At 70.2% G+C, this 22,118-nt stretch carries 18 protein-coding genes and 1 tRNA gene; 11 read left to right on the plus strand and 8 right to left on the minus strand.

Annotated elements, in window-relative coordinates; translation table 11 throughout:
- Positions 1 to 322: 322 nt before the first annotated feature.
- Positions 323 to 2,599, plus strand: a complete 2,277-nt coding sequence (locus AB0C15_RS28865) for a cellulose binding domain-containing protein (RefSeq protein ID WP_357357172.1) — start codon at positions 323 to 325, stop codon at positions 2,597 to 2,599.
- A 200-nt stretch (positions 2,600 to 2,799) separates the two neighbouring features.
- On the opposite strand, the gene AB0C15_RS28870 is transcribed toward AB0C15_RS28865, so the two are convergent.
- On the minus strand, positions 2,800 to 3,810 hold the full coding sequence (locus tag AB0C15_RS28870; RefSeq protein ID WP_357357174.1) for an LLM class flavin-dependent oxidoreductase: 1,011 nt from the start codon (positions 3,808 to 3,810) through the stop codon (positions 2,800 to 2,802).
- A gap of 72 nt (positions 3,811 to 3,882) precedes the next feature.
- Positions 3,883 to 4,362, minus strand: coding sequence for an Lrp/AsnC family transcriptional regulator (locus tag AB0C15_RS28875; protein ID WP_357357176.1), 480 nt, complete (start codon positions 4,360 to 4,362; stop codon positions 3,883 to 3,885).
- 83 nt (positions 4,363 to 4,445) lie between these two features.
- On the opposite strand from AB0C15_RS28875, the gene AB0C15_RS28880 reads away from it, so the two are divergent.
- Positions 4,446 to 5,624, plus strand: a complete 1,179-nt coding sequence (locus AB0C15_RS28880) for an aminotransferase class I/II-fold pyridoxal phosphate-dependent enzyme (protein ID WP_357357249.1) — start codon at positions 4,446 to 4,448, stop codon at positions 5,622 to 5,624.
- Here the strand turns inward: AB0C15_RS28880 and AB0C15_RS28885 are convergent, their stop codons facing one another.
- The 3 genes from AB0C15_RS28885 to AB0C15_RS28895 form a co-directional block, all read right to left on the minus strand.
- The gene (locus AB0C15_RS28885) at positions 5,625 to 6,332 is read right to left on the minus strand and encodes an epimerase (protein ID WP_357357178.1); all 708 of its coding nucleotides are present in this window, start codon (positions 6,330 to 6,332) and stop codon (positions 5,625 to 5,627) included.
- Positions 6,333 to 6,358: 26 nt separating this feature from the next.
- The gene (locus AB0C15_RS28890) at positions 6,359 to 7,093 is read right to left on the minus strand and encodes a transcriptional regulator (RefSeq protein WP_357357180.1); all 735 of its coding nucleotides are present in this window, start codon (positions 7,091 to 7,093) and stop codon (positions 6,359 to 6,361) included.
- A 47-nt stretch (positions 7,094 to 7,140) separates the two neighbouring features.
- Positions 7,141 to 7,223: transfer RNA gene (locus AB0C15_RS28895), tRNA-Leu, on the minus strand.
- Positions 7,224 to 7,306: 83 nt separating this feature from the next.
- Between AB0C15_RS28895 and AB0C15_RS28900 the strand changes: the two genes are divergently transcribed.
- From AB0C15_RS28900 to polA, 8 genes are all read left to right on the plus strand, one after another.
- Positions 7,307 to 7,930, plus strand: a complete 624-nt coding sequence (locus AB0C15_RS28900) for a response regulator (RefSeq protein ID WP_238680276.1) — start codon at positions 7,307 to 7,309, stop codon at positions 7,928 to 7,930.
- 58 nt (positions 7,931 to 7,988) lie between these two features.
- On the plus strand, positions 7,989 to 9,176 hold the full coding sequence (locus AB0C15_RS28905) for a hypothetical protein (protein ID WP_357357182.1): 1,188 nt from the start codon (positions 7,989 to 7,991) through the stop codon (positions 9,174 to 9,176).
- Between the two features lie 366 nt (positions 9,177 to 9,542).
- Positions 9,543 to 10,694, plus strand: coding sequence for a branched-chain amino acid ABC transporter substrate-binding protein (locus AB0C15_RS28910; RefSeq protein WP_357357184.1), 1,152 nt, complete (start codon positions 9,543 to 9,545; stop codon positions 10,692 to 10,694).
- Between the two features lie 67 nt (positions 10,695 to 10,761).
- On the plus strand, positions 10,762 to 11,745 hold the full coding sequence (locus AB0C15_RS28915) for a branched-chain amino acid ABC transporter permease (protein ID WP_357357186.1): 984 nt from the start codon (positions 10,762 to 10,764) through the stop codon (positions 11,743 to 11,745).
- Positions 11,742 to 12,899, plus strand: a complete 1,158-nt coding sequence (locus tag AB0C15_RS28920; RefSeq protein WP_357357188.1) for a branched-chain amino acid ABC transporter permease — start codon at positions 11,742 to 11,744, stop codon at positions 12,897 to 12,899. The genes AB0C15_RS28915 and AB0C15_RS28920 overlap by 4 nt, the downstream gene beginning before the upstream one ends.
- Entirely contained in the window at positions 12,892 to 13,833 is a 942-nt protein-coding gene (locus AB0C15_RS28925) for an ABC transporter ATP-binding protein (RefSeq protein ID WP_357357190.1), read from the plus strand. Before AB0C15_RS28920 ends, AB0C15_RS28925 begins: the two co-directional genes overlap by 8 nt.
- The gene (locus tag AB0C15_RS28930) at positions 13,820 to 14,533 is read left to right on the plus strand and encodes an ABC transporter ATP-binding protein (RefSeq protein WP_357357192.1); all 714 of its coding nucleotides are present in this window, start codon (positions 13,820 to 13,822) and stop codon (positions 14,531 to 14,533) included. The genes AB0C15_RS28925 and AB0C15_RS28930 overlap by 14 nt, the downstream gene beginning before the upstream one ends.
- Before the next feature lie 129 nt (positions 14,534 to 14,662).
- Positions 14,663 to 17,362 (plus strand): DNA polymerase I, encoded by a 2,700-nt coding sequence (gene polA / locus AB0C15_RS28935; RefSeq protein WP_357357194.1) that lies wholly within the window; start codon positions 14,663 to 14,665, stop codon positions 17,360 to 17,362.
- Positions 17,363 to 18,065: 703 nt separating this feature from the next.
- On the opposite strand, the gene AB0C15_RS28940 is transcribed toward polA, so the two are convergent.
- The 3 genes from AB0C15_RS28940 to AB0C15_RS28950 form a co-directional block, all read right to left on the minus strand.
- Positions 18,066 to 18,413 (minus strand): DUF3140 domain-containing protein, encoded by a 348-nt coding sequence (locus tag AB0C15_RS28940; RefSeq protein ID WP_357357196.1) that lies wholly within the window; start codon positions 18,411 to 18,413, stop codon positions 18,066 to 18,068.
- Complete coding sequence (locus tag AB0C15_RS28945; protein WP_357357198.1) at positions 18,400 to 18,618, minus strand: DUF2945 domain-containing protein; 219 nt, start codon at positions 18,616 to 18,618, stop codon at positions 18,400 to 18,402. The genes AB0C15_RS28940 and AB0C15_RS28945 overlap by 14 nt, the downstream gene beginning before the upstream one ends.
- A gap of 224 nt (positions 18,619 to 18,842) precedes the next feature.
- Complete coding sequence (locus AB0C15_RS28950; protein ID WP_357357200.1) at positions 18,843 to 19,649, minus strand: class I SAM-dependent methyltransferase; 807 nt, start codon at positions 19,647 to 19,649, stop codon at positions 18,843 to 18,845.
- 449 nt (positions 19,650 to 20,098) lie between these two features.
- On the opposite strand from AB0C15_RS28950, the gene rpsA reads away from it, so the two are divergent.
- Positions 20,099 to 21,610: a 30S ribosomal protein S1 gene (rpsA, locus tag AB0C15_RS28955; RefSeq protein ID WP_357357202.1), complete on the plus strand. Its 1,512-nt coding sequence runs from the start codon at positions 20,099 to 20,101 to the stop codon at positions 21,608 to 21,610.
- Positions 21,611 to 22,118: the final 508 nt, after the last annotated feature.

Below are 22,118 nucleotides of genomic sequence, written 5' to 3' on the forward strand. Positions count from 1 at the left end.
GGGGCGCGGGGCGCGGGGCGCGGGGCGCGGGGCGCGGGGCGCGGGGCGCGGGGCGCGAGGCGCGAGGCGCGAGGCGCGAGGCGCGAGGCGCGGGGCCCGTCGATCAGCGGCCGCCGGGCAAGACACAACGGCATTCATCGATATTGCGCGTCGGAAAGCGCTTGCCATACGATGCGCGGTGAGTCGGATCGATGAGTTTCAGGGCGTGTCACCCTCGATCAGATCGCCGTCCGTCGCCGTTGCGGCGGGGCAGGTCCACTGTGCTTCCCCGGGCGGGGTCGGCGGGCCGCAGCGATCTCCACCGGATTCCCGGAGGCAGTGCATGCACCCGTCCAGACATCGGCTGATCCTGCTTGCCGCCACGACGGCGGCCACCGTCGTGGCTGGCACCGTCGGCACGGTGGTCGCCTCGGCCGCCGCCGTCGGCTGCCGGGTCGACTATCAGATCACGAACCAGTGGCAGGGCGGCTTCGGCGCAAACGTCACCGTCACCAACCTCGGCGACCCGATCAACGGCTGGGCTCTGACCTGGTCGTACGCCGCGGGCCAACAGGTCACCCAGGCGTGGAACACCGCCGTCACCCAGTCTGGTGCCCAGGTCACCGCGCGCAACGTCGACCACAACGTGGCCATCGCCACGAACGGCAGCGCCTCGTTCGGCTTCAACGGTTCGTGGACCGGCAGCAACCCGGTGCCGAGCAGTTTCGCGCTCAACGGCACCCCCTGCACCGGCGCCCCACCCACCGACGAGCCGACCACCCCGCCACCGACCACCCCGCCACCGACCACCCCGCCACCGACCACGCCGCCACCCACCACGCCGCCACCCACCACGCCGCCGCCGAGCGCCGGGCGGGTCCAGATGGAGGACCTGGACCGGGGGCTGGTCAGTGTCCGCTCCGGCAGCGGCAACCTGGTCTCCTGGCGGCTGCTCGGCACCGAGACCTCCGGGGTGGAGTTCAACCTCTACCGGGGGTCCACCAGGGTCAACGCCAGCCCGATCGCCGGCGCCACCAACTACCTCGACAGCGGCGCGGCGGCCGGTTCGGCGTACACCGTGCGGGCCGTGGTGGGCGGCGCCGAGCAGGCGGCGTCGGCGCCGGCCCTACAGTTCGCCAACGGTTACCTGGACGTGCCGTTGCAGGTCCCGGCCGGGGGCACCACCCCGAGCGGGGAGAGTTACTCGTACAGCGCCAACGACGCCTCGGTGGGTGACCTCAACGGCGACGGCAGCTACGAGATCGTGCTCAAGTGGGACCCGTCGAACGCGAAGGACAACTCCCAGTCCGGCTACACCGGCAACGTCTACGTCGACGCGTACACCCTCACCGGCAGCCGGTTGTGGCGCATCGACCTGGGCCGCAACATCCGGGCCGGCGCCCATTACACCCAGTTCCAGGTGTACGACTACGACGGCGACGGCCGCGCCGAGGTGGCCATGAAGACCGCCGACGGCACCCGCTCCGGCACCGGCCAGCTCATCGGCTCGTCGTCGGCGGACTACCGCAACTCCAGTGGCTACGTGTTGTCCGGCCCGGAGTACCTGACCATGTTCAACGGGCAGACCGGCGCGATCGCCTCCACCGTGACCTACGACCCGCCGCGCGGGACCGTGTCGTCCTGGGGTGACTCGTACGGCAACCGGGTGGACCGGTTCCTCGCCGGCACCGCGTACCTGGACGGGCAGCGTCCTTCGCTGATCATGGCCCGGGGTTACTACACCCGCGCGGTCATCGCGGCGTGGGACTTCCGCAACGGCACGTTGACCAAGCGCTGGACGTTCGACTCGAACTCGTCCGGCAACGGGGCCGCCGCCGGGCAGGGCAACCACCAGCTCTCCGTGGCCGATGTCGACGGTGACGGCCGCCAGGAGATCGTGTACGGGGCGGCCACCATCGACGACAACGGCCGGCTGCTGCACTCCACCGGCAACGGCCACGGCGACGCCCTGCACGTCGGGGACCTCGACCCGGGCCGCACCGGCCTGGAGGTGTTCAAGGTCGACGAGGACGGCAGCAAGCCCAGCTCCTACTTCGCCGACGCCCGTACCGGCCAGGTGCTCTGGTCCACGCCGGCCTCCGGCGACAACGGCCGGGGTGTCTCGGCGGACATCTGGGCGGGCAGTGCCGGCGCGGAGTCGTGGTCGTCGGCGGCCTCCGGGCTGGCCAACACGAGGGGGCAGAACGTGGGCCGCAAGCCGTCGTCGGCGAACTTCCTCGCGTGGTGGGACGGTGACCCGGTGCGGGAACTGCTCGACGCCACGAGGATCGACAAGTACGGCACCGGCGGCGAGACCCGGTTGCTGGACGGCAGCGGGGTGGCGTCGAACAACGGCACCAAGTCCACGCCGGCGCTCTCCGGTGACATCCTGGGTGACTGGCGTGAGGAGGTGATCTGGCGGACCACCGACAGCCGGGCGTTGCGCATCTACAGCACACCCACCCCGACCAGCGTCCGGATCTACACGCTGATGCACGACCCGCAGTATCGGGTGGCCGTCGCGTGGCAGAACACGGCCTACAACCAGCCGCCGCACCCGGGGTTCTTCATCGGCAACGCAATGGGCGCGCCACCCACCCCGGACATCCACCTACGTTGATGCGAACCCTGGCGATCCCGAGCGGGTTCGCCTAGGGTGGCAGGCACCGGGCCGCAGCCGCGGAATCCGCTCAGCTCCGGCCCGGTGCGCCACACCGCGGCATTCCCGACCCGTCCCGACCGGGGATGCCGTACCACCACCGGAACCAACATTAGGCACCGTCCGGGTCGGCGGGGTGACGCTGACGTGAAGATCGTGTTTCACGCGTCCCGGCGAAGACCGCCCGCCACCTGCTCGGCGATCAACTCGTACGACCGCACCCGGTCCTTCACGTCGTACACGAGCGTGGTCAGCATCAGCTCGTCCGCGCCGGTGCGCTCCACCAGCTCGGTCAACTGCCGACGCACCGTCTCCGGCGAGCCCATCGCCTGACCGTCGCGGCGCGCCAGCACGAACTCCCGCTCGACCTCGGTGTACGGGTAGGCCGCCGCCTCGTCGGGCGTCGACAACGGCTCCGGCCGCCCGGAGCGCAGCTTCAGGAACGACAACGCGCTCGGCCCGGCCAGCCACTCGGCCCGCTCGTCGGTATCCGCGCACACCGCGTTGACCGCCACCATCGCGTACGGCTTGTCCAGCCACTGCGACGGCCGGAAGTTCTGCCGGTACAGGGCCAACGCCGGCAGGGTGTTCGCCGAGCTGAAGTGGTGCGCGAAGGAGAACGGCAGACCGAGCAGGCCGGCGAGCTGGGCGCTGAAGCCGCTGGAGCCTAACAGCCAAACGGCCGGCTGCTCACCGCGGCCCGGCGAGGCCATGATCTGCCCCGGCTTCTCCCCGCTGAAGTAGTTCATCAGGTCGGCCAGCTCGCGCGGGAAGTGCTCCGCCGACAGGCCCTCCATGGTCCGGCGCAACGCGAGCGCGGTCACCTGGTCGGTGCCGGGCGCGCGCCCGATGCCCAGGTCGATCCGACCGGGGTGCAACGCCTCCAGGGTGCCGAACTGTTCGGCCACCACGAGCGGCGCGTGGTTGGGCAGCATCACCCCGCCCGAGCCGAGACGGATCGTCGACGTGTTCGCCGCCAGGTGGGCCAGCAGCACCGCCGGGGCGGAGCTGGCGATCGCCGGCATGTTGTGGTGCTCGGCCACCCAGAAACGGTGGTAGCCCAACTTTTCGGTGCGGCGGGCCAGCTCGGTGGTGGCCTCCAGGGCCGCGCCGGCGGTGGTGCCCTTGGCGACCGGGGCAAGATCAAGAACAGACAACGGTACGGTGATCACACGGCCAACCAACCCGTCGCCAGCCGGTTTTGTTCCGGCCTGCGGGTTTTCGTCGGCCACCTCACCCGCCGGTCAACCCATGCCGCGCGCCTGCTCGAAGATCAGACTGGTCTGCGTGTGCCGCACCACCGGGTCGACCGCCAGATGGTCCAGCACGAAGTCCCGCAGCGCGTCGCCCGACGCCGCCCGCACATGCAGCACGTAGTCCTCCGCGCCGGCCACGTGGAACACCGACACCACCCCCGGCAGCCGCACCGAGCGGGCCCGGAACGCGTCCACCGCCGCCCGCTCGTGCGCGGTCAACCGCACCGACACCAGCGCCTGCAACGGCAGCCCGAGCGCCGCCGGATCCACCTCGGCGTGGAAACCACGGATCGCACCGCGCTCGCGCAACGCCCGGGTACGCGTCAGGCAGGTCGACGGCGCCACGCCCACCCGCTCGGCGAGGGCGTTGTTCGGCAGGCGGCCGTCCGCGGCCAACTCGCTGAGGATCGCGCGGTCCACCTCGTCCAGGGCCGGATACGGCCGCAGATCATTCGGCTCAGGGGGCATCGGACCATCCTCGCCCGAACCCAGCGCCGAAACCATCCCCATTCACAGAATGATCTGCCGAGCTATTGCTTGTCGGCCGGCAGATATTCGACGCTACCGCCATGACAGCGATGGACACCCGGGCCGTGCACGCCGGACGCGACGACCTGCGCACCCTCGGCGTGCACGTACCGCCCATCGACCTGTCCACCACCAACCCGCTGCCCTCCGTCGACGACGGCGGCGCAGCGTACGAGCAACTCGCCACCGGCGGCACCCTGCCCCCCGACGGCAGCGCCGTCTACCAACGGCTCTGGAACCCCACCGTCGCCCGCTTCGAAGGCGCCCTCGCCGAGTTGGAGGGCACCACCCAGGCCGTCGCCTTCGCCAGCGGCATGGCCGCCCTCACCGCCACCCTGCTCGCCGCCGCCCGCGACGAGCACCGGCACGTCGTCGCCGTCCGACCCCTCTACGGCGGCACCGACCACGTCCTCGCCACCGGCCTGCTCGGCACCACCGTCACCTGGACACGCCCCGACGAGGTCGCCGCCGCCATCCGCCCCGACACCGCCCTGGTCATCGTCGAGACACCCGCCAACCCCACAGTCGACCTCGTCGACATCGCCGCGCTCGCCGCCGCGGCCGGCGACGTCCCCCTGCTCGTCGACAACACCGTCGCCACCCCCGTCCTGCAACAACCCGCCCGCCACGGCGCCACCCTCGTCCTGCACAGCGCCACCAAGAGCATCGGCGGGCACGGCGACGTCCTCGCCGGCGTCGTCGCCTGCGACGACACCTGGGCCGCACGACTCCGCCAGGTCCGCGCGGTCACCGGCGCGATCCTGCACCCCCTCGGCGGCTACCTGCTGCACCGCGGCCTGCAGACCCTGCCGCTGCGGGTCCGCGCCCAACAGGCCACCGCCGAGAAACTTGCCGGCTGGCTCGCCGACCACCCCGCCGTACACCGGGTGCACCACCCCTCGGTGCACGACCCGGCGGCGCTGGTCGGGCGGCAGATGGCCGGACCCGGCAGCCTGCTCGCCATCGAGGTACGCGGCGGCGCGCCCGCCGCGGCCGCCGTCGCCGGCGCCTGCCGGCTCATCACCCACGCGGTCTCCCTCGGCGGCGTCGACACCCTCATCCAGCACCCCGCCTCGCTCACCCACCGGCCGGTCGAGGGCGACGCCAAACCCGCCGCCGCCCTGCTGCGCCTCTCGGTCGGACTCGAAGACCCCGAGGACCTGCGCGCCGACCTCGCCCACGCCCTCGACGCGATCGTCTGATCAGCGCAGCTCGCGGTTGCCCAACACCCGGACGGCGGAACCCTCCCGAGCCACCCGCAGCATCGCCCGACCGATCCCGTCGGTCGTGGTGACCTGATTCGGCAGCAACCGCCGCAGCACCGGAAACAGCGGACGGGTCACCGCCAGACCGAGCCGGTACCACCGCGTCCTCGACACCGCCCCGTACGTCGGCTGGATGAACCCCGGCCGCGCCGCGTAACCGTTCGGCAGCAGATCCATGATCGCGTTCTCGGCACGGCCCTTGACCCGCGCCCACATCACCCGACCCCGACCCGACGAATCGGTCCCCTGGCCCGAGACGTAGACGAACGTGACCTGCGGACTCACCTCGGCCAGCAACCGCGCCGCCGCCACCGGGAAGTCGTAGCTGACCCGCGTGTACGCGGCCTCGTCCATACCCAGCGAAGACACCCCCAGGCAGTAGAAACAGGCGTCGACGCCGGTCAACTCGGCCCGCACCGCGCCCAACTCGCCCACGTCCGCGACCGTCAGCTCCCGCAGCTTCGGATCCTGCGCGCCGGTCGGCCGCCGGCCGACAGTCAGCACCTCCCGCACGTCGTCGGCGAGCAGGCACTCGCGCAACACGCCCTGACCGACCATCCCGGTCGCGCCGAAGACCACCACCCGCATCAGCTTCCACCCCTGTCGCCGCCCGCCACTCGCATCGATCGTCAGCCAGGCTCCCACGGGCGGCGTGCTCCGCGCGGTAACGGTCAGGACTTCGGGCCGACGTGCCGATCGAGCGTGGCGACGGCGTCGCGCCGGGCCACCGACAGCGAGTTGCGCCGGTTCATCCGCCAGGCGACGCCGAGCAGGTCGAGGCCCCACTGGCAGAGCCCCATGATGTCGGCCGACTCGTTGACGAACATGTAGCGCGGGTAGACGTACGCCTTGCCGCGCACGGTCACCCGGTTGGCGACGCGGCAGCCGTCGGAGTGGAACAGCCCTCGGAGGAAGTCGCCGGGGTGTTGTTCGATGATCAGTCGCTGCCAGTCGGCGAGGACGATCGGCCGCTGGTGCTTCTTGCCGGGTCCGTGCTGCGGGAGCAGGCAGGGCCAGTGCACGCCGCTGCTCTCGACCGAGACGCAGCCTTGCTTGGTGATTCTCTGCACCCGCGCGGCGAGCACCGCGAGCATGGCCGCCTCGCACGCGTCGATAAGCTTCGGATAGCTCGCCGTGCACGCGATCCGAAGCACCGGCACCTTCGGTGAGACGGCCAGATGGCCGTCGCCCAGGTAGAGACCGAGCAGGTAGGCGTAGGCGGCGGGGGCGGTCGGATTGTCGACATCCGGCCGACATCGAAAGCAGCGCAGCTCCGTGCCGCGCCGCACAGGTTCGGGGCGATCGACGCACCAGTGCCAGACGGTTGCGTACGGCAATGAGAGCTTCCGAGCTACGGAATGAATGCTGTGTCCGCGAATGCGGAGTGCGCGGGCCTGTGCCCGCATCTGCGGTGGATGCACTTCCACATCGTCGAACAGGTGTATGACAAGAGTGCCGGGAGCGGGATTCGAACCCGCAAGCCCTTTCGGGCAGAAGTGTTTGAGACTTCCGTGTATGCCGTTCCACCATCCCGGCGGGTGGCGCCTACTGTACCCGACTACTCTCATGCGGGAGCATGGGTGGTAGCCGTGCAGTGATCGATGGTGGGGGTAGGGCTGGTGGCTGAGACGCCGACGGATGCCGAGCGCAGGCGCGTACTGATCGCCGAGGACGAGGCGCTGATCCGGCTGGACCTCGCCGAGATGCTTGTCGAAGAGGGTTACGAGGTGGTGGGGGAGGCCGGCGACGGTGAGACAGCCGTCCGCCTCGCCGAGGAGCTGAAGCCCGATCTCGTCATCCTCGACATCAAGATGCCGATCATGGATGGGCTGGCCGCCGCCGAGCGCATCGCCGGTGCCCGGATCGCCCCGGTGATCATCCTGACCGCGTTCAGCCAGCGTGACCTGGTGGAGCGGGCGCGCGCGGCGGGCGCCATGGCGTACCTCGTGAAGCCCTTCCAGAAGAGCGACCTGGTCCCGGCGGTGGAGATCGCGCTGTCGCGGTACTCGGAGGTCGCGGCCCTGGAGGCTGAGGTCGCGAGCCTGACCGACCGGCTGGAGATCCGTAAGTCGGTGGAGCGGGCCAAGGGCGCGCTGATGACCACGTACGGGATGACCGAGCCGCAGGCGTTCAAGTGGATCCAGCGCACGGCGATGGACCACCGGATGACCATGAAGGAGGTCGCCGAGCGGATCCTCGCGGAGACCGCCGGCGGCGAGGTGTCGCAGCAGCCCACCGTGTGAGTGTCGACGCGGCGCCGCGGGGCCGCCGCGGGTGACCTCGGGTGGTTAGCATCGACGGGTGTCCGTCCGACGGGTGTTCGCGGTGTGCGGCGTGTTCGCGCTGGTCCTGGCCGGGTGCGACGGGCCGGCCCCGCCGCGCGGTGGTGAGTCGACGACGGTCGCGGCCCCGGCGTCGCGGCCGGATTGGCAGTCGCTGACGCTGCCGGCGCCGCCGGGCGGTGCGGGGCGTGCGGTGGTACGTGACGCGGCGTCGTGCGCGGGTCGGTGGTTCGTGGCCGGTGGCGTCGTCGACGCGCAGGGCGGCACCCGCCCGGCGGCCTGGACCAGTGTGGACGGTACGACGTGGACCGTGGTCGAGGTGCGTGCGGATTCCTTCTACGGGCGGCAGAACGTGTTCCTCTCGGTGGCGTGCCGGGACGGGAAGGCGGCGCTGATCGGCGCGAAGGTCGGTGGCGCGCACGGTTATCCGCGGGTGAGCACGTGGCGGCAGGTGGCCGACGGGGCGCTCGTCGAGGTGCAGGCGTCGTTCGAGACGTACGGCGGGCCGACGGCGGTGAACGTGTCCCGGCTGGCGGCCGGCCCACCGGGTTGGTTGATCGTCGGTAACCGGTCGGCGGGTGCCGCGTCCTGGGTGTCGTCGCCGGCCGCGGCGGAGTTCGCGCTTGTCGAGGGCGCACCGGAGCTGGCCAGTGACGCGGTGGGGGTGACCTGGGCGTTCGACGCGGTGGCGACGTCGTCGGGGTGGCTTGCGGTGGGGGGTCTGTTGCCGGCCGGCCGGATCGACCGTGACCCGGCGGTGTGGTCGTCGCCGGACGGGCGGTCGTGGCGGCGCACGGTGTTGCCCGGCGGGTCGGAGTACGAGGAGTTGCAGCGGGTGGTGCTCGCCGACGGCGTGCCGGTGGCGGTGGGGCTGCGCGGGGGGACGTTCGGCGCGTGGCGGCAGGAGGCGGCGGGTTGGGTGGCCGTCGGGGCGTTCGGGCGGCGGGCTGGTGCGGGGGTGCCGGGGGTGGGGTCGCTGGTGTCGTCCGGTGGGCGTCTGGTTGCCGCGGTGACGGATGGGGCGCGGCATTCGGTGTGGGTGTCGGCCGATCGGGGTGGGTCGTGGCGGGAGGCGACGATGCCGCTCGATGTGCCGGCGGGTGCCGACCGGGACGTGACGCTGGTGGCGGTGGGTGACCGTTTGTGGTTGGCGGCCGATGACGGCACGCGGGCCGGGTTGTGGTGGGCGGCGGGCCCGGGCGCCTGATTTTCGGCGGTGCGGTGACCCTTCACCCCGCACGGCCGTCCGCATGGACGTTCGCGCAGGTCAGTCGACTTTTTGTCAGCTCCGCGCGGTCCGGGTGGGTGCGGGTGGAGTGCGCCCGGGCGTGGGTTTAAGGACCGACTGGCGGATTCACCTGTTACGGGCATCGACAAGATTGCCCACGTCTTCGTAACGGTTTCGCAGACCCCGCCTTCAGGCCTTCCGGGACGGTATGTCGTGTCGGTACGCTCCGCCATCACGAGCCGTAACGCAGGGGGCATCCCTGCGGGGTGGGTGGAATTGCGGGTCTGCTGCTGTCGCCGGCGCTTCGGGTCAGCCGCGTCCGTATCTCGAGGAGGTCAGGAAGCCGTGAGGCGAAGCTATGTACGGGCGCTGGGCACCGTCGCGCTCGCCGCAACCCTGGTGGTTGCGGCTGGTTGCCAGGATTCCGGTGGCGGCGATGGTGGCACCGCGTCGGGCGACTGCGGTGGCAAGATTGCGATCTTCGGTGCGTTCACCGGCGACAACGCGGGTCTGGTGATCCCGTCGCTGAACGGCGCGGAGCTGGCCGTGGAGCAGTTCAACACGGCGAACCCGAACTGCAAGGTCACCATGCAGCGGTTCGACACCCAGGGTGACCCCGCGGTGGCGACCCCGTTCGCGAACCAGATCGCGGGGGACAACTCGTTCCTCGGTGTCATCGGTGGTCACTTCTCCGGTGAGTCGGACGCGACCATGCCGATCTACCAGGCCGCTGGCCTGGCGATGGTCAGCCCGTCGGCGACCCGCACGGACCTGACCCAGAAGGGCAACACGTCCTTCTACCGGGTGGTCGGCAACGACGGCACGCAGGCCGGCGCCGTGGCCAGCTACCTGAAGACCCAGAACGCCCAGAAGGTGTTCATGGTCGACGACGCCAGCGCCTACGGCGCGGGCATCACCGAGGAGCTGGGCAAGCAGCTCGGCCCGCTGGTCGTCAACAAGGACAAGATCCAGGAGCGGCAGGCGCAGTTCGACGCCACCATCTCCAAGATCAAGGCCGCGCAGGCGGACTTCGTCTTCTACGGCGGTTACACCCGTGAGGCCGCTCCGCTGGTGAAGCAGATGCGTGCCGCCGGTGTGAAGGCCAAGTTCGTCGGCCCGGACGGTCTCTACGACACCGCGTTCCCGAAGGGTGCCTCCGGCGGTGCCGAGGGCGCGATCATCACCTGCCCGTGCCTCCCGGCCGACAAGGCCGGCGGCACCTTCTCCGCCGACTACCAGAAGAAGTTCGGCATCCCGCCGGGCTCCTACGGTGCTGAGGGCTTCGACGGCGCGACGATCTACCTGGACGCCTTCAAGGCTGGCAAGAAGACCCGGGCGGACATCCTGGCGTTCGTGAAGTCGTACGACAAGCAGGGTGTGTCGAAGTACATCAAGTTCGACTCGAAGGGTGACGTGGACCCGTCGAAGGTCGTCATCTGGGCCTACCAGATCAAGGGCGAGGCCATCGAAGCGCTGCAGGAGCTCAAGCTCAGCTGACGCCCCACGCAATGGAGTGCGGCCGGGGTGCTTCACCCCGGCCGCACTCGATTCAAGGAGACCCCCGGTGCATTTCGATGAACTGATCGGCCATCTCGGCCAGCACACGGTCGACGGCCTGTCCAAGGGTGCGATCTACGCCCTGATCGCCCTCGGCTACACCCTCGTCTACGGCGTCCTTCGCCTTATCAACTTCGCGCACTCCGAGGTGTTCATGGTCGGTACCTTCGCGGTGCTGATCCTGTGGAACCAGCTCGGTGTGGAAAATAACCCGCCGATCGGCCAGGCCATCCTGTTCCTGGTGCTCGGTCTGGTGGTCGCGGCGGCCGCCTCGGGCGGTACGGCCCTGGCGCTCGAGCGGGTCGCGTACCGGCCGCTGCGGCGCAAGAACGCGCCGCCGCTGATCTTCCTGATCACCGCGATCGGTCTGTCACTGGTCTTCGTGGAACTGTTCGGGCAGGTGCTGCCCGAGTTGCTCGGCGGCGTGCTGCCGGATGTGTTCGGCCGGCCCCGTCAGATCGTCGGCATGCCGACGATCATCCAGCAGGAGACGCTGTTCACGATCGGCAACACCGCGATCACGAACATCCAGCTGATCGTCTTCGTGGCGGCCGTGGCGATGATGGCGGTGCTGGACTGGTTCATCAACCGCACCCGGTACGGCCGGGGCGTGCGGGCGGTGGCCCAGAACCCGGAGACCGCCGCGCTGATGGGCGTCAACCAGGAGCGCGTGATCATGCTGATCTTCGTGCTCGGTGGCATCATGGCCGGCGCCGCCGCGCTGTTGTGGAGCATGCGGTTCGGCTTCACCCAGAACAGCATCGGCTTCGTGCTCGGCCTGAAGGCGTTCACCGCCGCCGTGCTCGGTGGCATCGGCAACCTGCGCGGCGCGTTGCTCGGCGGTCTCTTCCTCGGCATCGTCGAGGTCTACGGCGCCACGCTCTTCGCGTCCAACTGGGAGGACGTCATCGCCTTCGTGGTGCTGATCGTGGTGCTGATGTTCCGGCCCACCGGCCTGTTGGGTGAGTCGCTCGGGAGGGCCCGCGCATGATCGACAAGATCCGCACCGCAGACCGCCGCCGCGTCGGCATGCTGACCTCGGTCGGCGACCGCTGGCGGGCGCTGGCCAAGTGGCAGCAGGCCCTCGGGCTCGCCGCGTTCGTGGCCATCCTCTACTACCTGCCCCTGCTCGGCATCCCGGGTCTGACCTGGTTGCGTACGGACTCGATCGAGGGCGGCAACAACTGGGCGGGCGTGCTCTTCGTCTGCGCCATCTACGTGCTGGTCGCGATCGGCCTGAACGTGGTGGTCGGCCTCGCCGGCCTGCTCGACCTGGGCTACATCGGCTTCTTCGCCATCGGGGCGTACAGCGTGGCGCTGTTCGGCTCGGTGAACTCGCCGGTGGTCAAGTGGATCCAGCAGGAGTTCGACCTGCCGCCGACCTGGGCGGTGACCTGGGCGATCTGCCTGTTCATCGCGATCGTGCTGACGATGATCTCCGGGGTGTTGCTGGGCTGGCCGACGCTGCGGCTGCGCGGTGACTACCTGGCCATCGTGACGCTGGGCTTCGGCGAGATCATCCGGATCGTGGCCCGTAACGCCACCGGGCTGACCAACGGCCCGGTCGGCATCTCGGCCATCCCCGGCCCGGAGGGCGCGCCGTCGCCGGACAACAAGGTCTTCGGTCTGATCGACGCGAAGCCCTGGTACTGGTTGGCGATCACGTTCGTGCTGATCATGGTGTTCCTGGTCCGTCGGCTGGAGCACAGCCGGGTCGGCCGGGCGTGGTTGGCCGTCCGGGAGGACGAGGACGCCGCCGCGGTGATGGGTGTCTACCCGTTCAAGTTCAAGCTCTGGGCGTTCGCCATCGGTGCGGCGCTCGGTGGCCTGTCCGGCTTCCTGTTCGGCAGCCGCAACGCGTTCATCGACCCGACCCAGTTCAACGCGAACCTGTCCATCCTGTTCGTGGCGATGGTGGTGGTCGGTGGCTCCGGCAACATGATCGGTGTCTCGCTCGGCGCGGTCCTGCTGGCGTACCTGCCGGAGCGGTTCCGCGACTTCGCCGACTACCGGTGGCTGGTGTTCGGTCTGGCCATGGTGCTGGTGATGATCCTGCGTCCACAGGGTCTGATCCCGAGCCGACGGCGTGCCCGCGAGTTGAAGGACCGCGCGGCGGAGGCAGAGGAGGCGCCCGCTCATGTCTGACCAGACCACCAGCACGGCAACGCCGAAGATCCCGACCCAGGCCGGGCCCCGGTCGGTGCTGCTGGAAGTCGACGACGTCACGCTGCGTTTCGGCGGCGTGGTCGCCCTCGACAAGATCAACTTCAAGATCTACGAGGGCGAGATCCTCGGGCTCATCGGGCCCAACGGCGCCGGCAAGACCACCAGCTTCAACGTCATGACCGGGGTCTACAAGCCGACCTCCGGGGCGGTGCGGTTCCAGGGCCAGAAGGTGACCGGTCGCAAGCCGCACCAGATCAGCCAGCTCGGCATCTCCCGGACCTTCCAGAACATCCGGCTGTTCCCGGAGATGACGGCGCTCGAGAACGTCATGGTCGGGACCGACTCCCGGCACAAGACGAGCGTGCCCGGTGCGCTGTTCCGGCTCTACCGGGTGCGGCCCAAGCCCGAGGAGCTGCCGCAGGTCACCGCCGCGTCCGGGATCGTCCGGACCTGGCAGCAGGTGCGGCTGTCGGCTGCCAAGATCTTCGGCCTGTCCCGGCACATCCTGGAGGAGCGGGCGGCCGAGGCCAAGGCGCTCGAGCTGCTCCGCTTCGTCGGGATCGTCGACCGGGCCAACGACGAGGCGCGCAACCTGCCGTACGGCTACCAGCGCCGGCTGGAGATCGCCCGCGCGCTGGCCACCGAGCCGAAGCTGATCTGCCTGGACGAGCCGGCTGCCGGCTTCAACCCGGCAGAGAAGGAGGAACTGCTCACCCTGATCCGGAACATCCGTGACATGGGCCTGACCGTCCTGCTCATCGAGCACGACATGCGGCTGGTCATGGGGGTCACCGACCGGATCGTGGTGCTGGAGTTCGGCCGCAAGATCGCCGAGGGTGCGCCCGCGGAGGTCAGCCGCGATCCGAAGGTGATCGCCGCGTACCTGGGGGAGCCCGCCGATGACGCTGCTTGAGCTGGAGAACGTCGCCGTCGCCTACGGCCGGATCGAGGCGCTGCACGGGATCAACCTCACCGTCAACGAGGGTGAGGTGGTGGCCCTGATCGGCGCGAACGGCGCCGGCAAGACCACCACCATGCGGGCCATCTCCGGCACCCGGTCGCTGGCCAGCGGGAAGATCACGTTCAACGGTGAGGACATCAGCAAGCTCCGGGCCGACCTGCGGGTGGTCCGGGGGCTGTGTCAGTCGCCGGAGGGACGGCAGATCTTCCCCGGTATGACGGTCATGGAGAACCTGGACATGGGGGCGTACACCCGGCGGGACTCCGCCGGCATCGCCGCCGACCTGGAACGGGTGCTGACCCTCTTCCCGCGCCTGGCCGAGCGGCGCAAGCAGGCCGGAGGCACCCTCTCCGGCGGCGAGCAGCAGATGCTCGCGGTCGGTCGGGCGCTGATGAGCCGGCCGAAGCTGCTGCTGCTCGACGAGCCGTCGATGGGGCTGGCCCCGCTGGTGATCCGGCAGATCTTCGACATCATCACCGAGATCAACCAGCAGGGCACCACCATCCTGCTGGTGGAGCAGAACGCCCAGCAGGCGCTGTCGCGGGCACACCGCGGTTACGTGCTGGAGACCGGTCGGATCGTGAAGGAGGGGTCCGGTCAGGACCTGCTGCACGACCCGTCGGTCAAGGAGGCGTACCTCGGCGTGGCCTGAGCCACCCGAACCGGCGGCCGGTCATCCCCTTCCCGGGGGTGGCCGGCCGTCGGCGTTCGGGACGGCTGTCGTCTCGGCACCCCGTGCCGAAGGTCGGGGATGTCGGTGCGACGGACTAGAGTCGCTGCCGTGACAGCTACGACGCCGCGCCTGCTCCTCGTCGACGGACATTCCATGGCATACCGGGCCTTCTTCGCCCTGCCCGTGGAAAACTTCTCCACCACGACGGGGCAGCCCACCAACGCGGTGTACGGCTTCACCTCGATGCTGATCAACGTGCTGCGCGACGAGCAGCCCACGCACATCGTGGTGGCCTTCGACGTCTCCCGCCGGTCCTTCCGCACGGACAAGTACGCGGAGTACAAGGCCGGCCGCAGCGAGACCCCGACCGACTTCAAGGGTCAGGTCAGCCTGGTCAAGGAGGTGCTGGCCGCGCTGCAGATCCCGGTGGTCGAAAAGGAGGGCTTCGAGGCCGACGACGTGCTCGCCACGCTCGCCTGCCAGGCTCGCGACCAGGGCATGTCGGTGCTGATCAGCAGCGGTGACCGCGACGCGTTCCAGTTGGTCGACGACCAGATCACCGTCCTCTACCCGCGTAAGGGCGTCTCCGACCTGGCCCGGATGGACCCGGCGGCGATCGAGGCGAAGTACGGCGTCCCGCCCCAGCAGTACCGGGACCTCGCCGCGCTTGTCGGCGAGACAAGCGACAACCTGCCCGGCATCCCGGGCGTCGGCCCGAAGACCGCAGCCAAGTGGATCACCACCTACGGTGGGGTGGAGGGCGTGATCGCCCGGGCCGACGAGATCAAGGGCAAGGCCGGCGACAGCCTCCGCGAGCGGCTCGCCGACGTGATCCGCAACTACGAGATCAACCGGCTCGTCTCCGACCTGGAGCTGCCGCTGCGCCCCGAGGACACCCGCTGGACGGGTTGGGACCGGGAGGCGGTGCACCAGGTCTTCGACACCCTGGAGTTCCGCATCCTGCGCGACCGTCTCTACCAGTACCTGGAGGCGGTCGAGCCGGAGGCCGAGTCCGGCTTCGACCTCACCGGCGAGGTGCTCACCGAGCCCGGCGCGTTGGCCGGGTGGCTGAACGCGCACGTCCCGACCGGCACCCCGGCCGGGTTGGCGGTCAAACTCGACACCGGCCCCAACCGCCGGCACACCGCCTCGATCACCGGCCTCGCGCTGGCCACCGCCGGCGGCGCGGCGGCCTGGGTCGAGCCGGGGCAGCTCGACCCCACCGACGAGGGCGCGCTGGCAGCCTGGTTGGCCGACGCGCAGCGCCCCAAGGTGCTGCACGACAGCAAGCCGGCCGTGCTGGCCTGCGCCGCGCACGGTTGGCACCTCACCGGCATCGTCCGTGACACCCAGATCGCCGCGTACCTGGCCCGCCCCGACCAGCGCTCCTACGACCTCACCGACCTGGCGCTGCGCTACCTGCACCGGGAGCTGCGGGTCGACGCCCCGGAGTCCGGCCAGCTCACCCTCGACGGCCTCGGCGACGAGGGGGTGGCCGAGCAGAACCTCATGCTCCAGGCGCGGGCCACCCTCGACCTGGCCGACGCGATCGACGCCGAGCTGTCCCGCGACGGCGAGCAGTCCGCCCGGCTCATGGCGGGCGTCGAGCTGCCGTTGATGCGGGTGCTGGCCACCATGGAGAGCACCGGCATCGCCGCCGACACCGACTATCTGTCCGAACTGGAGGCCCACTTCGCCGCCGAGGTCAAGGCCGCCGCGCAGGGCGCGTACGAGGCGGTGGGTCGCGAGTTCAACCTCGGCTCGCCCAAGCAGTTGCAGGAGATCCTCTTCACCGAGCTGGGCCTGCCGAAGACCAAGAAGATCAAGACGGGCTACACCACCGACGCCGACGCCCTGCAGTGGCTCTACGCCCAGCAGCCGCACCCGGTCCTCGCCCACCTGCTGCGTCACCGGGACGTGGCAAAGCTCAAGTCGACAGTCGACGGGCTGCTCAAGTCCGTCTCCGACGACGGCCGGATCCACACCACCTTCAACCAGACCGTGGCGGCCACCGGCCGGCTCTCCTCCACCGAGCCGAACCTGCAGAACATCCCCATCCGCACCGAGGAGGGCCGCCGGATCCGGCGGGCCTTCGTGGTGGGGGAGGGCTACGAGTGCCTGCTCACCGCCGACTACAGCCAGATCGAGATGCGCATCATGGCGCACCTCAGCTCCGACGACGCGCTGATCGACGCGTTCAACTCCGGCGCCGACTTCCACGCCGCCACCGCGTCGTCGGTCTTCGGGGTCCCGCTCGACGAGGTCACCCCCGACCAGCGTCGCAAGATCAAAGCCATGAACTACGGCCTGGCGTACGGGCTCAGCGCCTTCGGCCTGTCCCAACAGCTCAGCATCAGCACCGAAGAGGCGCGCGGGCTGATGGAGAACTACTTCGCCGGCTTCGGTGGGGTGCGCGACTACCTCCAGCAGGTGGTCGCCCGGGCCCGCCAGGACGGCTACACCTCGACGATCCTGGGTCGCCGCCGCTACCTGCCCGACCTGGTCAGCGACAACCGGCAGCGTCGCGACATCGCCGAGCGGATGGCCCTCAACGCCCCCATCCAGGGCTCCGCCGCCGACATCATCAAAGTGGCGATGCTGCACGTCGACACGGCGCTCGGTAAGGCCGGGCTGCGCTCACGGATGCTGTTGCAGGTGCACGACGAGCTGGTCTTCGAGGTCGCGCCCGGTGAGCGGGAGCCGTTGGAGGCACTGGTTCGGCGGGAGATGGGCGGGGCCCACCCGCTGTCGGTGCCGCTGGAGGTGTCCGTCGGCCTCGGCCGGGACTGGAACAGCGCGGATCACTGATCGTCTGGTTGGTTCTTGTTGGTTTCGCGGGGTGTGGGGTTCCGTGGGTGGTTGCGCCGTGGGTTCCGTGGGTGATTCGCGCTGTGGGGCTTCCGGAGCGGGCGGCGCGGCTTTGGGCGGCGCGGTGTGGGGTTCCGGGGCAGCCCGACCCACTCCGGGCGGTCAGGCTTGATCCCTGCGTGGGTCGGGCTGCCCCGGAACCCCTGACTCGGTCGCCGTGGTCGCGGCACCAGGCGTGGGCGGGCACCGGATAGACCAAGCGGAGCGCTCACCCGACCCGTGCCTCCACACCTCCCACCCCCCACCCCACACTCCCGCCCCGCACCCCGTGCCCCGTGCCCCGTGCCCCGTGACTTGCGCCCCGCACCCTGTGCCCTGTGTCCCGGGCCCAAGGTCTGAGCAACTTCCCGGATGTTGCTGTCTCCGGCGCTCGCGAGGCAGCAAGATCCCTGATGTTGCGCGGATCTTGACGGCGACTTCCGCGCCAGGAGACGCCGGGAGCGGGGTTCGGGAGGCCCACAGCCGCCAAGATCGTGCTTGAACCAGGATGTGGTGGTGTGCGGTGGCGCGGAGACCCCTACATCATGGATCGGACCGCGGTCGGCGGCGCAGGTCGGCGGGGCGGTCGGCGCCGTACGGCGGATCCGACACCCGCAGCGAAGTTGTGCGGATCCGGCGTGGAAAGGCCGTGGGAGCGGTCCGCCTACTTCAGCGGGTCGTGGCCCCAGTTCATGAGGGACCAGCGCCACTTGGTGTCGCGGACGTCGCCGGAGGGGCGCTGCGCCATGTGTCGGCGTACGTAGCCGACCACTTTGCGCATGTGCCTGTAGTCCCCCTCGGACAGGTCACCGCGTTTGCGGCGGAGCAGGTTGATGATCTTCCGGCCGGACTCGTGCCCGACGGACTCGCCGCCGCCGGCGTGACCGCCCTTGTGCCAGCCGACCTGCTTCGACTCGTCCGTCTCCAGCCAGGTGGACAGCTCACCGGGCTTCATGTTCACCGCCTCGGTGAACTCCCGGTAGGTGTCCCGGCCGTCGTCACCTCTGCTCATGGCGCAGCGCCTCGGGTCGGTGGGCGACGTCGCGGCCCGTACCGTCACTGCGGACCCGGTACTGCGGGTCGTCGGGGGCCGCGTTCACAGCCCGCCCGCGAATCCGCGTCCGCTCGGTGATCGTGCCCTGCACCACGCCGTACGCGCGGCTGCCATGGGCCGACCAGGAGACACGGTCGCCCTGGTGGAATCTCTGTTCGGCCATGGTCCTCGGCTACCCGACCCGGCCGGGAAGAAACGGCTACGGGGTGGGCTCGGCGACCGGCTGCCTCAGGTCGAACGGTTCGGTCAGCTCGATCGCGTCGGCACCGTCGGCGACCTGCTCGTACTGCCGCTCACCGCCCGGCCCCACCCGGTCGCCGATCCGTTACGCGTGGACGTGCACCGGCGATCGATGGGGTCGCAGGTCGGCCTGCGGGTGCGACGCGCTCACCCCGCGGGCTTCTCGGTGACGAAGATGGCGGTGCCGGGAAAGAGTCGTCCGCGCAGCGGGCTCCACTGCCCCCAGATCCCCTCGTGTCCCTCCGGCCACTCCGGTTCCACCAGGTCCAGCAGGCGGAACCCGGCGCCGACCAGCTCGCGGACCCGGTCGCCGAGGGTGCGGTGCTGCTCGACGTAGGTCGCCACGCCGTCCTCGTCCTGCTCCACGTAGGGGGAGCGGTCGAAGTACGAGTGCACGGCCGTCAGCCCGCCCTCGCCGGGGTCGTCGAGGAAGATCCACCGCATCGGGTGGGTCACCGAGAACACCCACCGGCCGCCCGGGCGCAGCACCCGGTGCACCTCGGCGAGCAGCGCCGCCGAGTCGTCCACGAACGGGATCGCGCCGAACGCGGTGCAGGCGACGTCGAACGACCGGTCGGCGAACGGCAGGGCGAGCGCGTCGGCCTGCACCAGCGGAACGCGTACCCCGGTGCTGTCGGCTGCCTTGGCGGCGTGCCGCAACATGCCGGCGGACAGGTCGAAGGCGACCGGCCGGGCGCCCTGGGTGGCGAGCCAGCGGGCGGCGGCCGCGGCGCCGGCGCCCACCTCCAGCACCCGCCGCCCCGACACGTCGCCGAGCAGCCGGGCGTCGGCCTCGCGCAGGCCCTCGGGGCACCACACGAAGTCCACGTCGCCGAGGAACGCACCGTGTTCGGCCTGGTAGTCGTCGGCGTCGGTGTCCCACCAGCCGCGGTTGGCGCGCCGGGCCTCGGCGTCACCCACCCGGCGCCGGGTGACCCGGCTGTCGTCATCCACGCGCTCACGCTAGGCCCCAAACCCCCCATCGGGTACGGCGGCACGGCGAAGATCTGGGCAGCGGCCCTGATCGGTGCGTGGCCCGTGCCGGTGGGGCGCGCCGGTATCCAGCAGACCGGGTCGAGCAGGCGCACCGGTGGGGTGTCTGGGTCTGCTGTGACGCACGAGACAGGAGGGGTGGTTTCCTGGCGATTGTTCGGCTTTCGCAGGTCATCGCACGTAGAGAAGCCGGGAGGGCTTGCACGCTGTGGTAATGCGCACGGTAGGCTAGACGATGCGCTCGCGGATCGCGTTGCCTCGGCAGGGAGCAGGTGCGCGGTCGACGGAGCCACATCATGATCTCACTAGGCGATCGTTCGGTGTGCCCGGCGACGGATCCGCTGGCGCGAACAGGTCACTGCGACACACCAGCCTGCTGTGACAACCCACCGACCGGAGCAACCGCCCACATGACGAGCAGCATCGAGGCCCCCTCGAGCGCCACCCGGGTCACCCACGACGATCTCGGTTCCGAGGAGGCTTTCCTCGCCGCGATCGACGAGACCATCAAGTACTTCAACGACGGCGACATTGTCGAAGGCACCGTCGTCAAGGTCGATCGGGACGAGGTCCTGCTCGACATCGGCTACAAGACCGAGGGTGTCATCCCCTCTCGGGAGTTGTCGATCAAGCACGACGTGGACCCCGCCGAGGTTGTGACGGTTGGCGACCACATCGAGGCCCTGGTCCTCCAGAAGGAGGACAAGGAGGGTCGTCTGATCCTCTCCAAGAAGCGGGCACAGTACGAGCGGGCCTGGGGCACGATCGAGAAGATCAAGGACGAGGACGGCGTCGTCCGCGGTTCGGTCATCGAGGTGGTCAAGGGTGGCCTCATCCTCGACATCGGGCTGCGCGGCTTCCTGCCCGCGTCCCTGGTCGAGATGCGTCGTGTGCGCGACCTGCAGCCGTACGTCGGGCGGGAGCTCGAGGCCAAGATCATCGAGCTTGACAAGAACCGCAACAACGTGGTCCTGTCCCGCCGGGCCTGGCTCGAGCAGACGCAGTCCGAGGTGCGCACCGAGTTCCTCAACAAGCTGCAGAAGGGCCAGGTCCGCAAGGGCGTCGTGTCCTCGATCGTCAACTTCGGCGCCTTCGTGGACCTGGGCGGCGTCGACGGTCTGGTGCACGTCTCCGAGCTGTCCTGGAAGCACATCGACCACCCGTCCGAGGTCGTCGAGGTCGGCCAGGAGGTCGAGGTCGAGGTCCTGGACGTCGACCTGGACCGCGAGCGCGTCTCCCTGTCGCTGAAGGCGACCCAGGAAGACCCGTGGCGGCAGTTCGCCCGCACCCACGCGATCCAGCAGATCGTGCCGGGTAAGGTCACCAAGCTCGTTCCGTTCGGTGCGTTCGTCCGGGTGGACGACGGCATCGAGGGCCTGGTCCACATCTCCGAGCTGGCCGAGCGCCACGTGGAGATCCCGGAGCAGGTCGTCCAGGTCGGCTCCGAGGTCATGGTCAAGGTCATCGACATCGACCTCGAGCGCCGCCGGATCTCGCTGTCGCTCAAGCAGGCCAACGAGGGCTTCGTCGAGGGCGAGGAGCACTTCGACCCGACCCTCTACGGCATGGCCGCGACGTACGACACCGAGGGCAACTACATCTACCCGGAGGGCTTCGACCCGGAGACGGGCGAGTGGCTCGAGGGGTACGACAAGCAGCGCGAGACCTGGGAGAACCAGTACGCCGAGGCTCGTCTGCGCTGGGAGGCCCACACCAAGCAGGTGCAGACCTCTCGGGCCGCCGACGCCGAGGCTGCCGCCAACCCGACTCCGGCCGTCCCGGCCGCTGGCGGCAGCGGTGGCGGTGGCACCACCTCCTCGTCCAGCCCGGCCCCGAGCCGGCAGGCCGAGGAGCCGGCCGGCACGCTGGCCACCGACGAGGCGCTCGCCGCTCTGCGGGAGAAGCTCGCCGGCGGTAAGTGATCCGCTGAACGACTGAACGACGACGGGCCCCGTCTCCGCGATCTTCGGATCGTCGGGGGCGGGGCCTTCGCCGTATCCGCCACACGGCCCGCCGACTGTCGCCGCCGCCCACCAATTGCCGGCCACCGACTGCGGCCCACCGCCTGTCGCCTGTCGCCACCGTCCGCCGTCTGCCGTCCGCCGTCCGACGTCCGCCGTCCGCCGTCCGCCGTCCGCCAAGATCGTGCTCGATCCATGATGTAGGGGTCTTCCTACCACCGCACACCACTACATCCTGGTTCGAGCACGATCTCGGCGGCTGTGGGCGTCCCGAACCCCGCTTCCGGCGTCTCCGGGGCGGAGTTCGCCGTCAAGATCCGCGCAACATCAGGGATGTTGCTGTCTCGCGCGTGTCGGAGGTAGCCCCATCCCTGATGTTGTGAGGATCTTGGGCGCGGGGCACGACGCGCGGGGGTGTGGCGCGCGGGGTGAGCGGGCGCCGGGCTGGGCTGGGGGTGGTTGAGCACCG

Source organism: Micromonospora sp. NPDC048835, from assembly GCF_040649995.1.
Lineage (GTDB): Bacteria > Actinomycetota > Actinomycetes > Mycobacteriales > Micromonosporaceae > Micromonospora.

Bases quoted from the DNA above. Each gene is read 5' to 3' on its own strand.
- AB0C15_RS28945 (WP_357357198.1), bottom strand. From the start codon at position 18,618: ATGGCCGAACAGAGATTCCACCAGGGCGACCGTGTCTCCTGGTCGGCC.
- AB0C15_RS28940 (WP_357357196.1), bottom strand. From the start codon at position 18,413: ATGAGCAGAGGTGACGACGGCCGGGACACCTACCGGGAGTTCACCGAG.
- AB0C15_RS28930 (WP_357357192.1), top strand. From the start codon at position 13,820: ATGACGCTGCTTGAGCTGGAGAACGTCGCCGTCGCCTACGGCCGGATC.
- rpsA (WP_357357202.1), top strand. From the start codon at position 20,099: ATGACGAGCAGCATCGAGGCCCCCTCGAGCGCCACCCGGGTCACCCAC.
- AB0C15_RS28920 (WP_357357188.1), top strand. From the start codon at position 11,742: ATGATCGACAAGATCCGCACCGCAGACCGCCGCCGCGTCGGCATGCTG.
- AB0C15_RS28875 (WP_357357176.1), bottom strand. From the start codon at position 4,362: ATGCCCCCTGAGCCGAATGATCTGCGGCCGTATCCGGCCCTGGACGAG.
- AB0C15_RS28925 (WP_357357190.1), top strand. From the start codon at position 12,892: ATGTCTGACCAGACCACCAGCACGGCAACGCCGAAGATCCCGACCCAG.
- AB0C15_RS28890 (WP_357357180.1), bottom strand. From the start codon at position 7,093: ATGCGGGCACAGGCCCGCGCACTCCGCATTCGCGGACACAGCATTCAT.
- AB0C15_RS28865 (WP_357357172.1), top strand. From the start codon at position 323: ATGCACCCGTCCAGACATCGGCTGATCCTGCTTGCCGCCACGACGGCG.